At 68.3% G+C, this 12,525-nt stretch carries 13 protein-coding genes; 4 read left to right on the plus strand and 9 right to left on the minus strand.

Annotated features, from left to right (window positions below; translation table 11 throughout):
• Nucleotides 1-4: 4 nt before the first annotated feature.
• The gene (locus BM167_RS08900; RefSeq protein WP_092891635.1) at nt 5-370 is read right to left on the minus strand and encodes a HesB/IscA family protein; all 366 of its coding nucleotides are present in this window, start codon (nt 368-370) and stop codon (nt 5-7) included.
• Between the two features lie 191 nt (nt 371-561).
• Here BM167_RS08900 and BM167_RS08905 point away from each other — a divergent pair, with 191 nt between their 5' ends.
• A complete protein-coding gene (locus BM167_RS08905) occupies nt 562-921 on the plus strand; it encodes a DUF7344 domain-containing protein (protein WP_092891637.1) in 360 nt (119 codons plus the stop codon).
• A 70-nt stretch (nt 922-991) separates the two neighbouring features.
• Here the strand turns inward: BM167_RS08905 and BM167_RS08910 are convergent, their stop codons facing one another.
• On the minus strand, nt 992-1,765 hold the full coding sequence (locus tag BM167_RS08910; protein WP_092891639.1) for a class I SAM-dependent methyltransferase: 774 nt from the start codon (nt 1,763-1,765) through the stop codon (nt 992-994).
• A gap of 4 nt (nt 1,766-1,769) precedes the next feature.
• Nucleotides 1,770-3,101 (minus strand): histidinol dehydrogenase, encoded by a 1,332-nt coding sequence (gene hisD, locus BM167_RS08915; protein WP_092891641.1) that lies wholly within the window; start codon nt 3,099-3,101, stop codon nt 1,770-1,772.
• A gap of 107 nt (nt 3,102-3,208) precedes the next feature.
• Here hisD and BM167_RS08920 point away from each other — a divergent pair, with 107 nt between their 5' ends.
• The 3 genes from BM167_RS08920 (at nt 3,209) to BM167_RS08930 (ending at nt 6,581) form a co-directional block, all read left to right on the plus strand.
• Nucleotides 3,209-4,078, plus strand: coding sequence for an endonuclease/exonuclease/phosphatase family protein (locus BM167_RS08920; RefSeq protein WP_092891643.1), 870 nt, complete (start codon nt 3,209-3,211; stop codon nt 4,076-4,078).
• A 194-nt stretch (nt 4,079-4,272) separates the two neighbouring features.
• The gene (locus BM167_RS08925; RefSeq protein WP_092891645.1) at nt 4,273-4,719 is read left to right on the plus strand and encodes a universal stress protein; all 447 of its coding nucleotides are present in this window, start codon (nt 4,273-4,275) and stop codon (nt 4,717-4,719) included.
• 191 nt (nt 4,720-4,910) lie between these two features.
• Entirely contained in the window at nt 4,911-6,581 is a 1,671-nt protein-coding gene (locus BM167_RS08930) for an AMP-binding protein (protein WP_092891647.1), read from the plus strand.
• A 21-nt stretch (nt 6,582-6,602) separates the two neighbouring features.
• Here the strand turns inward: BM167_RS08930 and BM167_RS08935 are convergent, their stop codons facing one another.
• The 6 genes from BM167_RS08935 to BM167_RS08960 all read right to left on the minus strand — a co-directional run bounded on the left by BM167_RS08935 (nt 6,603) and on the right by BM167_RS08960 (nt 12,462).
• Nucleotides 6,603-6,902, minus strand: a complete 300-nt coding sequence (locus BM167_RS08935) for a PDGLE domain-containing protein (protein ID WP_092891649.1) — start codon at nt 6,900-6,902, stop codon at nt 6,603-6,605.
• Nucleotides 6,899-7,546: an energy-coupling factor ABC transporter permease gene (locus BM167_RS08940; RefSeq protein WP_092891651.1), complete on the minus strand. Its 648-nt coding sequence runs from the start codon at nt 7,544-7,546 to the stop codon at nt 6,899-6,901. Before BM167_RS08940 ends, BM167_RS08935 begins: the two co-directional genes overlap by 4 nt.
• A 140-nt stretch (nt 7,547-7,686) precedes the next feature.
• Complete coding sequence (locus tag BM167_RS08945; RefSeq protein ID WP_092891653.1) at nt 7,687-7,947, minus strand: hypothetical protein; 261 nt, start codon at nt 7,945-7,947, stop codon at nt 7,687-7,689.
• A gap of 123 nt (nt 7,948-8,070) precedes the next feature.
• On the minus strand, nt 8,071-8,958 hold the full coding sequence (locus BM167_RS08950) for a winged helix-turn-helix domain-containing protein (RefSeq protein WP_092891655.1): 888 nt from the start codon (nt 8,956-8,958) through the stop codon (nt 8,071-8,073).
• Between the two features lie 90 nt (nt 8,959-9,048).
• On the minus strand, nt 9,049-11,145 hold the full coding sequence (locus BM167_RS08955; protein WP_092891657.1) for a hypothetical protein: 2,097 nt from the start codon (nt 11,143-11,145) through the stop codon (nt 9,049-9,051).
• A 180-nt stretch (nt 11,146-11,325) separates the two neighbouring features.
• Nucleotides 11,326-12,462, minus strand: a complete 1,137-nt coding sequence (locus BM167_RS08960; protein ID WP_177213362.1) for a pyridoxal-phosphate-dependent aminotransferase family protein — start codon at nt 12,460-12,462, stop codon at nt 11,326-11,328.
• Between the last annotated feature and the right edge of the window lie 63 nt (nt 12,463-12,525).

The following is a 12,525-nucleotide window of genomic DNA, read 5'->3' on the forward strand; positions in this document are numbered from 1 at the left end:
CGGACTACGTCCGGAACGATTCGCCGCACCCGCACTCGCTCACGACGTTCGGATTCTCGACGTGGAAGCCCGCGCCCTGTAGGCCGCCCTCGAACTGAAGGGTCGAACCCCCGATGTAGTTGATGCTCGCGGGGTCGACGAACACGCGGAGTCCGTGCTGTTCGACGACTGCGTCGTCCTCTTCGGGTTCGGCCTCGAACCGCATCCCGTAGGAGAGGCCGGCGCAGCCCCCCTGTTGGACGAACAGTCGGAGACCGCTCACGTCGGTGTCCATCCCCTCGGACTCCATGAGGCGACACGCCTCCTCGGCGGCCGACTCCGTGACCGTCATGCGGGAACCGGACCCACTCTCGGCCGATTCGGTACTCATGCGTGTCCGTACCAGGCCAACGGTGTTAACCTTGACGCCGACGCTCGCCGGAGTCGGTCCGGCCCCGAGGCTCGCTCACCGGTCGAATCGCCACCCGACGGAGAACGTCTGAAGCTGACAGACATTCGCCACGTCGCCAAACTCTTTAGGCGTACGTCTTTCGGGGATACGATACGTCCGTACAGGTAACAATGGCAGTAAGACAAGACGTCACCTCCGGGCACGCATCCGACGGGTACCGCGCCGTTCTCGCCGACGACCACCGACGGGCCGTCGTCGGCGTTCTCGGCGACATCGGCGGTGCGGTCGACCTCACCTTCCTCGCGACGCGAGTCGTCGCGGAGGTAGCGGACGTCTCGCGCGACGACGTCTGCGTAGCGGACGTCGAGCGAGCGAAAATCGAACTCCACCACAACCACCTGCCGAAACTGGACGAAGTCGGCGTGCTTGAGTACGCGTACGAGGAGAACCGAGTCGTACCGACCGCCGGCACCGAGACGGCACAGCACGCCGTCGAAGCGACGGACGCGGTTCGACACGCCACCCTGTAGACGCGAGCCTTCTTCTGTCTCTGCGGTCCCCCACCGACGACGGAGCGAGGCGTCTCGCTCCGTCAGACGCTCACTCGCCCGTCTCCACCGGCCGGACCGCACTCGCGACGAACGCCCCGTCGCCGCCCACGTCGGCGGACACCTCCACGTCTCCGAACCCGGCGTCGCGGAGGACGGTGCGGACGGACCCGGGGTCGTACGTCCGTACTCGCGTTCGTTCCGTCGTCGTCGCCGTCGCGCCGGTTCGGCGGTCGGTGACGCGGTAGTCGGCGCGGACGACGAGGGGGTCCGGCGCCACGTCCACCGCGCGTTCGAGTTGGTATCTGGCGTCCCGGAAGGTTTCGACCCCGGACGATTCCGCGGCGCGGGCGTCGGACGGCGCGTCGAAGACCAAGATACCGCCCGGTCGGAGCGACTCGCGGGCGGCCGCACAGAAGTCGGCGAGGGGGACGTGCGCGAAGCGGTAGTCGAACGCGCAGACCGCGTCGAACCGCCCACCGAACGGGAGGCGAGCGGGGTCGCCGAGAACGACGTCGAGCGACCGAAGCGCCGCAAACGAAAGCAACGCCGGATGCTCGTCGACGCCGACGGCGTCGTACCGCGCCGAGAGGCGTGCGAGGAGTTCGCCCACTCCGCACCCGAGTTCGAGGACGTTCGAGACGTCCGCTGGGAGGCGCGCGTCGAGGACGTGCCGGTGGGCGTCGTGCGTGTCGTCGTCGCCGGCTCTCATCCGCGCGTACAACGGCGCGAGCGTCGTACAAAGTGAGTGCTCGCCGTCCGGGTCCGCGAGGACGGCCTCACACGCGTCTGCGAACGCCGGCGGCCGGGGCCGTGAGGGCGTCATCGCGTCACTCGTCTTCGGTGTCGCGGAGTCGCGTCCGGACGCTCTCTGCGTGCGCGCCGAGTCCTTCCGCCTCCGCGAGAGTGGTGATGGTCGAAGAGAGATTCGAGAGCGCGCCCTCGTCGAGTCGCTGGACGGTCGAAGAGCGCAGGAACGTGTCAACCGAGAGGCCGCCGTAGCGCTTCGCGCCGCCGGAGGTGGGGAGAACGTGGTTGGTTCCGGAGGCGTAGTCGCCCGCGGCGACGGGCGTGTACGGTCCGAGAAAGACGCTGCCCGCGTTCGCGATGCGGTCTAAGAGCGCCTCGTCGTCGTCGGCCTGAATCGAGAGATGCTCGGCCGCGTACTCCTCTGCGAACAGCACCGCCTCGGACATCGACCGCGCCAAGAGGACGCCCGAGGCGTCGTTCGAGAGAGCCGACTCGACCACGTCAGCGCGTTCGCAGTCGGCCGCCCGCGCCTCGACGGCGTCTCCGATGGCCGCCGCGAGTTCGGCGTCGGCGGTGACGGCGACGACGGACGCGTTCGGGTCGTGTTCGGCCTGCGCCACCAAGTCGGCGGCGACGAACTCCGGGTCGGCCGTCTCGTCTGCGACGACGAGAATCTCGGAAGGACCGGCGAGGAAGTCGATGTCCACGTCGCCGCGGACGTCGGCTTTCGCGGCGGTGACCCACTTGTTCCCGGGGCCGACCACCTTCTGGACGGCCTTTACCGTCTCGGTGCCGTAAGCGAGTGCGGAGACGGCCTGCGCGCCGCCGACGCTGTAGACGGCGTCCGCGCCCGCGACGTGTATCGCCGCGAGCGTCACCGGGTGTATCGGGTCGGCGGGCGGGGTGGCGACGGCGACGTGGTCTACCCCCGCCACCTTCGCCGGGATGACGCCCATGAGGACGCTCGACGGGTAGGCGGCGGTGCCGCCGGGGACGTAGACGCCGACGCGTTCGATGGGTCGGAACCGTCGGCCGAGTTCGCGGCGTCCGAGAGCGCCGTTCTCTCCCGACGCGCCGTTCGCGTCGCCGTCGAACGACTCGCGCCAGTCGTCGGGCATCTGTCGCTCGTGGAACTGGCGGACGTTCGCGGCGGCCGTCTCGATGGCCTCTCGCACGTCGTCGTCTATCTCGTCGTAGGCGCGTTCTGCGGCGTCGGTCACGTCGATGTTGCCGACTTCGACGCCGTCGAACTCCCGGCAGAACTCCCGCACCGCGACGTCGCCCTCCTCGCGGACGCGAGAGACGATGTCGCGGACGTCGCCGCGAACGTCCGCGACGCCGGCGTCGCGTTCGAAGAGGGACGCTCGTTCGTCGGGCGAGAGTTCGGCGACTTCCCGGACGTCGAGGTTCATGTCCCGCGCTTCGACGCCCCCGCGTAAGGACGTTCCGGAAGCGCGAACAGCCCGCCAGACGAGAACGTTCCGCGGGGTTGACGTGCCCTCGCGTCGTTGCCGCCGACATGCCTCGCTCGTCCGTCCGTGCACTGAGTTTCAACGTCCGCTACGACACGGAAAGCGACGGGCGAGACACGTGGCCGCACCGCCGCGACGCCGTCGTTCGCCTCCTCCGATATCACCGCCCGGACGTGGTCTGTCTGCAAGAACCGCTCTCCCACCAGTTCGAGGCCATCCGGGACGAACTCGACCGGTACGAGTGGTTCGGCGTCGAACGCGTCAACGGCGCCGAACTACGCTCGGCGGACAACCGGAACCCTCCGCGTTCCGGTGACGGCGCGGACGACGGCGAGTTCGTCCCCGTCGGCTACGACGCGACGCGGTTCGACTGCGTGGACCGAGAGGCGTTCTGGCTGTCGGAGACGCCGGAGGTTCCGGGAAGCGTCGGCTGGGACGCGGACTACCCGCGCGTCGTCAGCCGGGTAACCCTCCGAGAACGGGAGACTGACGACCGCTTGCACGCCGCGAGCGTCCACTTGGACCACGGCGGGAGGGAGGCGCGCGCGGAGGGCGCGTCGGTGCTCCGGCGACGACTGGGCGAACTCGACGGCCCGATAGTCGTCTGCGGGGACTTCAACTGCGAACCCGACTCGGAGCCGTACCGCCGCCTCGTCGCCGACGACGGCCGCGACGGGCCGCCCCTGCGGGACGCCGCGACGCTCGCCGGAGAGAGTCACCACGGACCGGAAAAGACGTTCCACGGGTTCACCGGCGACCCGACGGAGCGAATCGACTACGTGTTCGTCCGCGACTGCGACGTGTCGCTGACGGCGACGCTCACGGACAGACGAGACGGGAAGCGAGGGGAAGGCGACGGCCACGGAGACTACCCCTCGGACCACTTTCCGGTCGTCGCCGACGTGACGCCCCGCTGAGTTCCACGTCGCTGTACGGAGAACCCGCGGCGCGGCGGTCACCTCTCCGCCGTCGTCGGACCGACCGCCACGCTCTCGGCCCGGTTCGACGGACGCGCTATCGACATCTCCCGACCGGCAGTCTCCGACCGACGACACTCTCAGAGAGCGGGAACTACCGGCAAAAATTACACACAGCGGGTCGAATCGCCTCCATGGACGAACCAGACGAACCGGACGACTTCGACGACATCCTCGTTCCGACCGACGGCAGCAAGTCCGCCCGCAGAGGGGCCGAACAGGCCATCAAGTTCGCCCGGCGCAACGGCGCGACTCTGCACGTGTTGTACGCGATGGACATGGGCGACGCCGATTACGTCGCGGTACCGAGCGACATAAAGGAGACGCGGAACCGCCTGAAGAAGAAAGGAGAAGCGTACGTCGCGGAAGTCGCGGAACTCGCCGCGGCCGCGGACGTCCAGTGCGTCACGACTGTCACGTCGAACACGCCGATAGAGGCCATCGGCGAGTACGTCGCGGAACACGACATAGACCTCGTCGTCATGGGCAAACGGGGGCGGTCGGACCCCGACAAACCGCTTCTCGGTTCGATCACAAACCGGGTCGTCGGGTCGTTAGACGTCCCGGTGTTCACCGCCTGACGCGCCGATACCGTCGCGGCGGGAGGGTTCGACAGAACCCTCTTCGACGGAACGAGTCGGCCGCGAAGAACGACCGACGCCTCCCCGCCCGCGCCGACTCGCGTCGCGTCCGGCGGTCTCGCGTTCCCTTCACCCGTCCCGTTCTCGAATCATGATAAAAAATTGATTACAATTCGGAGAGAGGCCGAACCATGTCCGGCGAACACAACCTGCAGGATTACGAGGAACTCCGCGACTCCTTCGAGTGGGACGACATCTACTCGGAGGCGGACTGGAATGCCCCCGAATCGTTGAACATCGCACACGAGGTGTGCGACAGACACGCCGCAGACCGGTCGCGGGTCGCTCTCTACTACGCCGGGACCGACGGCGAACGCGAGACGCTGACGTTCTGGGAACTCAGAGAGCGGTCGAACCGGTTCGCGAACGTCTTAGACGAACTCGTCGAGTCGGGGGACCGGGTGTTCTCGTACATGCCGCGGCGACCGGAACACTACGTCGCTCTCGTCGGAACGCTGAAACGCGGCGCGGTGTGGGGGAGCGTCAACGAACGGTTCGGCCCCGACGGCATCGCCTACCGCCTCGACGACTGCGACGCGAAGGTAGTCGTGACGACGGCGGAGAACCGAGACACCGTCGAACGCGCCCTCGAAGACGTCCCCTCCGTCGAACACGTCGTGGTCGTCGGCGGCGACTCCGCGGGTGACGGCGAGTCTTCGGCCGACGACGTCGACTTCGCCGAGGCGACAGAGGCGGCGAGTCGAGAGTACGACGCCGCCGAAACCTCCGGCGAGGACGACGCCTTGCTCTACTACACGTCGGGGACGACGGGCCCCGCCAAGGGCGTCCTTCACGAGCACCGATGGGTCGCGGGCGTGGCCGCCACCCAACGCTTCGCCGTGGACCTGCAACCCGGCGACTGCTACTGGAGCACCGCGGACCTGGGGTGGCTGACCGGCCCGATAAACGCCCTCGGCGCGTGGTTCTGGGGCGCGACGCTGTTCACCTACGAGGGCGAGTTCGACCCCGAGACGTGGGCGAACCTACTGGACGAGTACCCCGTCTCCGTGCTTTTCTCCGTCCCGACGGCCTACCGGATGCTCCGCGCGAACGAGGAGGTGTTCGACGGTGCGAGTCTCGACGTGCGCCACGCTCTCTCCATCGGCGAACCCCTCTCTGCGGGCGTCGTCGAGTGGGGCGAAGACACTCTCGGGGTCACCATCCACGACACCTACGGCCAGACGGAGACGGGGAACATGATAATCAACAACTACCCGACGATGGAGATTCGCCCCGGAAGCATGGGCAAACCGCTCCCCGGCATCGAGGCGGCCGTCGTGGACCCCGACACGGGCGAACCGCTCGACCCCGGCGAGACGGGCGAAATCGCCCAGCGACCGGACTACCCCTGTTTCTTCGCGGAGTACTGGCAGAACCCCGAGAAGACCGAGGAGTGTTTCGAGAACGGCTGGTATCTCTCGGGGGACCTAGCGCAGATGGACGAGGACGGCTACTTCTGGTTCGAGGGGCGCGCGGACGACGTGATAATCAGTTCCGGCTACCGCATCGGCCCGTTCGAGGTGGAGAGCGCACTCGGCGAACACGCCGCCGTCGCGGAGGCGGCAGTCGTCCCGAAACCCGACGAGGAACGCGGGAACATCGTCAAAGCCTACGTCGTCCTCACCGACGACGCCGACCCGAGCGACGACCTGAAAGAGGATATCAGACAGCACGTCAGAGACGAACTCGCGGCCCACGAGTACCCCCGCGAGATAACGTTCGTCGACGACCTGCCGAAGACGGTGACGGGGAAGATTCGACGGACGGAACTCCGCGACCGGACGGGCGATTCGTCCGCGTAACCGCTCGATTCGGCCCGCGGTCTACCGCTCCGTCGGGTCCGCGAGCATCTGTCCGACGCCCGAGGCGACGGCGGCGGTGACGGCGACGCCCGCGACGCCGGAGACGAACGTCCCGGCGTACGGTCCGAATCCGGCGACGCGGTAGTCGGGGAACAGACTCGGAACCGTCCGGTAGACGTGCGCGTCCGCGCCGAACCGGGCGGCGAGGTTCCCCATCGGTTCGGCGTACCCGACGACGCCCGCGGCCCACGCGAACAGAGGCGAGAGCGCCACGAGGCTTCCGACGAGGAGGAGCGTTCGCCGCGACCAGTCGGCGTTCACGCCGACACCTCCGCGTCGTCGCTCTCGACGTCGAACGCGGCCGGTGCGCCCGCCGCGCGGAAGAACCGGACCGCACCGACGGTCAGGAGGCCCTCCACGACGCCCAACGCGGCGTGCGTCGCCGTCATCGTCGAGACGGTTTCGACGAGTCGGTAGTCGAAGGCGGCCGAAGCCCCGAGTTGGAGGCCGGCGAAGAGGGCGGCGGCGGTGACGCCGACAGTCCCCGCGGCGAAGACGGCGGCGGTTTCGTGCCTGTCCGCGAGGAGGCGGTACGCGAAGTAGCCGACGAGGACGTTCACGACGGCCATGTTCCAGACGTTCGCGCCGAGGACGACGAGTCCGCCATCGGCGAAGAGGACGCCTTGGACGCCGACGACGACGGTCATCGCCAACACGCCCGCGGCGGGTCCGAGGAGGATGCCCGCGAGTGCGCCGCCGACGAAGTGGGCGCTCGTCCCGCCCGGTATCGGCCAGTTCAGCATCTGCGCGGCGAATATCGTCGCCGACAGGAGCGCGAACAGTCGGACTCGGTCTCTCGACAGCGTCCCCTTCGCGCGACGGAGGGCTTCGCCCACCGCGCCCGTCGAGGCGACTGCGAAAAGCGTTGCGACGGCCGTACTCAGCATTCCCGTGAGTATGTGCATCTGTGTCCGCTCTGACACACGAAGGGATGGTAAATAATGGAACTGCTTCGGGCGACTGTCTCGGCTGTCGACCCTCCGCGACCGGACGCGACCCGAGTTTCCCGAATCGGCGGAGGACGCAAGCGGGGGCGGCGACGGCGTCAGAGTTCGACGCAGACGGGCGTGTGCGGCAGGCAGAGACGCCGTCTCCGCCTCGAATCGCGCCGCAGACGGCGGACACTGCGACTCGCCGCCCCCGCCGCGACGGCTATCGCCGCGACGACGGCGGCGGACGCCGGTTCGCTCACGGCCCACAACGCGGCGGGAATCGCGGCGACGAGGAGGTACGAGACGACGAGACTGCTCGCCGTAACCGTGCGGTCGTACGAATCGACGGCCGGAGTCGGTGGGAGCGGTTTCATCACGGCTATACGGACGGCCGCCGCCGCAATAACTGTAATCTGAATTACATTTTTGTAGCCGCGGCAACTGATACTCGTTTCAGTTGCGGACGTGATACGTTCGCTCCGAGACGCGGGGAAGTCTCAGGCCGTCGGCGCGGACTCGCGTCTCGTCTCCACGACGTCGAGTTCGCCGTCGACGGTGACGCGAAGCGTCTCGTCGTCCAGTCGGATATCGACGCGGAGTCGCCACGGGTCCGTCTCTTCTACGGTGACGGGGGCGTCGCTGACGCACCAGTCGAGTCGCCAGTACGGGACGTCCGAGAGCGTCACCCCGTGGTCGGCGTAGAAACTGCCGACCGCGGACTGGTCGAGAAGCGCCAGTCCGACGGCGGCGCACCGTTCGTGGGCGCACTGGCGACAGACGTGCGTCGCTCTGATACTCCCGCCGAGACAGCACTCCTCGCCGCGTTCGATGAGCGTCTGCATGCGCCCGTTACACTCGGGGCAGACGCCGTCTTTCGCGAGGCAGTCGAGATGCCGGACCCGTTGGTCGAACGCGTCTAACACCTCCGCGTCGGTTCTGCCGTGAAGGCCGCCGGGCGGGAACGAGTACTTCCCGTGGCCGTGTCCGCAGGCGGGACACTCGATGCAGAGCATCTCGTCTTCGTAGTGCGCCGTCAGCATCTCGCCGCACCGGATGCACGGGTCGTCTATCTCCAGTTCGCGGCGCGGGTGTTGCGTGAACGACCCCGCGAGGATTGCCTGCACGACGCGTCTCCCGGCGGTTCTGAGCTCGTACCCCGCTTCGGTCTTCCGCACGAACTGCCCCGTGAGTTTCCCGAGGTGGTAGTTGAACTGCGCGCTGTCGCGCATCTCTATCTCGTTTCGCACGTCGGAGAACCGCGCCGGTCCGTCGAGTCGCCACAACGCCTCCAGAATCGACAGTCGCGTCTCGTCGCCCACCAGTGCGAAGGCGTCCGCCGGTTCCATACAGTCGTCGCACACTCGGATGCTGTCCGCCCTACTCATGGTCTCACACACGGACCCTCGAATCTAAAGTGTTCGCCGAGTCAGATTTTTGTACGCGAGATTATATTTCGGCGGAGCGGTCCGCCGTCGTCAGAGTTTCCGAGCGTCGAGCGCTTGCGCCGCGCGCTTTTCGGCCTGTCCGAACCGCTTCTCGGTCGCCTTCGCGACCGGTTCGGGGAGGCCGTCGCGCGAGTCTTCGAGTCGCGCGGCGGCGCGTTCGAGGTTCGAATCGAGCGCTTCGAGTGCTCTGTCGGCGTTCCCCCTGTCGCCGGCGTCTGCTCGCTCCGCCGCCCGGGCCGCCGCCGCACCGACCGCTTCGAGCGCGCGTGCGAGTCCCCCGACGGCGTTCGCCGACCCGGAGGCGTCGTCGCGAGCGGCGGCGCGAACGGCGTCTGCGGTTTCCGAAGAGAGGTCGGCGACGTACTCGGCCAACGACGCCTTCCCCGTCCGGGGCCGGTCGATGTCGACGGCCGACTCCTCGCCGGGGTTCACCCGGAACGCGCCGACGTCGTCCTCGGCGTCTCTGACCTCGGCCGTGAAGGCACCGCCGCGGTGGACGTAGACGGCGTCCGGGCCGTCCATCGCCGCGTCGTAGAGCGTTCCGGCGAAGTCGTCCTCGACGCGGAGTCTCGTCAGGTCGGCGTCCGTCCCGTCGGCGTCGATTCCGAGTTTCACCGCGTCTCCCGAGGCGACCAGCGGAATCTCCCCGTCCGCGCCCGCCGGAGTCGCGTCGTCCTCGCCGGAGACGGTCACCGGTTCGCTGTGCGGGGCGAACCCCGCGCCGTTGACCGTCAGCCTGTGTTCGCCGGGCGCGACGTCGCGCACCACCGCGATACCGCCGAACGTCGGCACCGCGACGGGGTCGCTCTGGAGGAACGCGACCGCCTCGACGGCCGGCCGCGCCGTCGTCAACCCCTCGTCGTCGGGGGCGTCCGCCGACCGGACCGCCTCGGTGACGGACGCTATCACGGAGTTGACCCCGGTGGGTTCGCCGACGACTTCGTAGCGTTCCGCGAGCGTCGCCCGGTGGACCGGTTCGGTGATGTCCGTCGCCGGGTCGTCGTATCTCGTCTGGGTCCACGGGGGGTCCGTCGTCGTGATGTGTTTCTCTATCGCGTCTTCGACGAACTGCGGAACGGCGAACTCGAACCCCAACCGGGGGCCCGCGAACGCCGAGATGTGTTCTACCTCCGCCGTCGGAACGAGGTCGTACGCCACGGTGGCGGTTGCGGCGTCGTCGCGCCCGTCGTCTGCCCCGGTTTCTCGCCCGCGGTAGTCGAACGCGAGGCCCGTCTCGCGTCGAGGTAGGTTCGTCGGCGGCGACGTCAGGTCGGCGAACGACCGAACGGTGAGTTCGTCCGCCACCAGCGACGACGCCTCGACGGAGGGGAGGCGGTCGTGTTCGTAGAGGGGGCGCCCGTCGAGTTCCGGAACGAGGTAGGGGAGCCTCGTCCCCTCGTCGCGCGGCAGCCCGTACGCCACGGGAATTTCCGTGAGCGCGTCTAAGCCGTCCAGCGCGCGGTTCGTGATGTCCGCGGCCAGTCCGTCGGTGGGCACTCGCTGGAAACTGTCGGCTCTGTCGTTCAGCGACATCGTACTGGAGTGCGACCCCAACTCAGAGAGCACCCGAGGCACCGTCTCCGGGTCCGGGTCGATGTACTCGTTGTTCGGCACCGCGGGCGAGTGAGCGCTCGCGACGTACATCTGCGGTTCGTCCGTCTCCGTGTCGACGAACACGTGCAGCACCTCCCAGTCGTGCCAGTGGAAGTTGGTGGTGAACTGGTCGAACGCGGAGTAGAACCAAAACTGGACGACGGCGAGTGGGGAGTTCTCGTACTCGACGGCGCGGAAGAACACCGTCGGGTCCGGCGGGGACCCCAATTCGTCGCTCCGGCGCGTGTACCCCTCGAACGCGTCGAATCCGTCGACGACGGTTCGTCCCTCGGCGTCGCTCTCGTACGGCCGCGGGTCGGTCGGGAACCACCGCTCGTTCGCGTCGAAGTACACCGTCGGCGCGAACCGTTCGGCCAACTCGCGGGCGCGTTCGTCCGCGACGGCGTTCGTCGTCCCCTCGGCGGTATTCCCGTTCCCGCCGGTCGAACACCCCGCGAGCGACCCCGCGGCGGCGACGCCGGTCGCCCGCAGGAACGCTCGCCGGTTCACCGACGGCGAGTCGGCGTCTCTCACGCCGTCGCCTCCCTCGGCAGTCCGCGCCGTTCGTCGCCCCTCCGCGACGGTCGTTCGCGGCGTCGCGCGGCCGCTTTCGACCCCCGAATCATACCGCGAGGTTCGGGTGGTGACTCATAGGCCTTCTGAAGCGTCGCCCGCCGGAGTCTAAATCCGAGTACCGAAGGCCGACTCAGCGACTCACCGATTCAGCGCGTCGCGCATCGCGCCGAGTCCGGCCTCCACGTCCACGTCCGCGCCCTGCGCTTCCAGCGCTTCGCCGAGCGCCGTCGCGAGGAACGCGACGTTCTGCGGCCGCGCGGAGTGACCCATGCAGCCGATTCGGAAGATGTCGCCCGAGAGTGCGCCGAGGCCGCCCGCGATTTCTAGGTCGTACTGTTCGAGGAGGTAGTCGATGGCCGCGCCCGCGTCCACGCCGTCGGGGACGAGGACGGCGTTCAGACTCGGGAGCCAGAACTCGTCGTCGGGGTTGAGACCGAGGCCCATCGCCTCCGCGGCGGCCTTCAACGCGCCCGCGACGTGCAGGTGCCGGTCCCAGCGCTCCTCGATTCCCTCTTCGGCGACCAGTCGAAGGGCCTCGCGGAGAGCGTAGACGTTCGTGACGGGCGCGGTGTGGTGGTACGCGCGTTCGTCGCCCCAGTAGCCTTCGAGAAGCGAGATGTCGAGGTACCACGACCGAGGCTCCGCCTCTCGGGAGAGCACCTTGTCCATCGCTCGGTCGTTGAGCGTGAGGGGACTCGCGCCCGGCGGACAGGAGAGGCATTTCTGCGGGCCGGAGTAGGCCACGTCGATGCCCCAGTCGTCCACCTCTAACTCGACGCCGCCGAGGGAGGTGACGGTGTCGGCGATGACGTAGGCGTCGTGGCTGTGGGCGATGTCGGTCAGTTCGGGGACGTTCGGCTGTTTGACGCCCGTCGAGGTTTCGGCGTGGACGAAGCCGAACACGTCGGGTTGGTGTTCGTCGAAGGCGTCCTGTACCGCCGCCGTGTCGAGCGGTTTGCCCCACGGGGCGTCGACGGTGACCACCTCGCCCCCGGCGCGGCGGGCCATCGACGCCATCCGGTCGCCGAAGTAGCCGTTCGTCGGGACGAGCATCGTCTCGCCGGGTTCGACCATATTGCCGATGGCCGCCTCCATCGACGCCGACCCGGTGCCCGAGACGGGTATCGTCCACTCGTTGTCCGTCCGGAACGTGTACCGAAGCAGTTCCTGTACCTCCTGCATGATGTCGACGAACGAGGGGTCGAGGTGACCGACCAACGGCGTGGACATCGCGCGGAGGACGCGCGGGTGGACGTCGCTCGGACCGGGACCCATGAGCGTGCGGTCCGGCGGTGTCAGCTCTCCGACCTCTGGTGCATCGGTCATGATATACGGTGA

It is taken from the genome of Halopelagius inordinatus, assembly GCF_900113245.1.
GTDB lineage: Archaea > Halobacteriota > Halobacteria > Halobacteriales > Haloferacaceae > Halopelagius > Halopelagius inordinatus.

Excerpts from the sequence above, each read along its gene's own strand:
- BM167_RS08900 (WP_092891635.1), bottom strand. The coding sequence starts at position 370 with ATGAGTACCGAATCGGCCGAGAGTGGGTCCGGTTCCCGCATGACGGTC.
- BM167_RS08905 (WP_092891637.1), top strand. The coding sequence starts at position 562 with ATGGCAGTAAGACAAGACGTCACCTCCGGGCACGCATCCGACGGGTAC.
- BM167_RS08910 (WP_092891639.1), bottom strand. The coding sequence starts at position 1,765 with ATGACGCCCTCACGGCCCCGGCCGCCGGCGTTCGCAGACGCGTGTGAG.
- hisD (WP_092891641.1), bottom strand. The coding sequence starts at position 3,101 with ATGAACCTCGACGTCCGGGAAGTCGCCGAACTCTCGCCCGACGAACGA.
- BM167_RS08920 (WP_092891643.1), top strand. The coding sequence starts at position 3,209 with ATGCCTCGCTCGTCCGTCCGTGCACTGAGTTTCAACGTCCGCTACGAC.
- BM167_RS08925 (WP_092891645.1), top strand. The coding sequence starts at position 4,273 with ATGGACGAACCAGACGAACCGGACGACTTCGACGACATCCTCGTTCCG.
- BM167_RS08930 (WP_092891647.1), top strand. The coding sequence starts at position 4,911 with ATGTCCGGCGAACACAACCTGCAGGATTACGAGGAACTCCGCGACTCC.
- BM167_RS08940 (WP_092891651.1), bottom strand. The coding sequence starts at position 7,546 with ATGCACATACTCACGGGAATGCTGAGTACGGCCGTCGCAACGCTTTTC.
- BM167_RS08945 (WP_092891653.1), bottom strand. The coding sequence starts at position 7,947 with ATGAAACCGCTCCCACCGACTCCGGCCGTCGATTCGTACGACCGCACG.
- BM167_RS08950 (WP_092891655.1), bottom strand. The coding sequence starts at position 8,958 with ATGAGTAGGGCGGACAGCATCCGAGTGTGCGACGACTGTATGGAACCG.
- BM167_RS08960 (WP_177213362.1), bottom strand. The coding sequence starts at position 12,462 with ATGGGTCCCGGTCCGAGCGACGTCCACCCGCGCGTCCTCCGCGCGATG.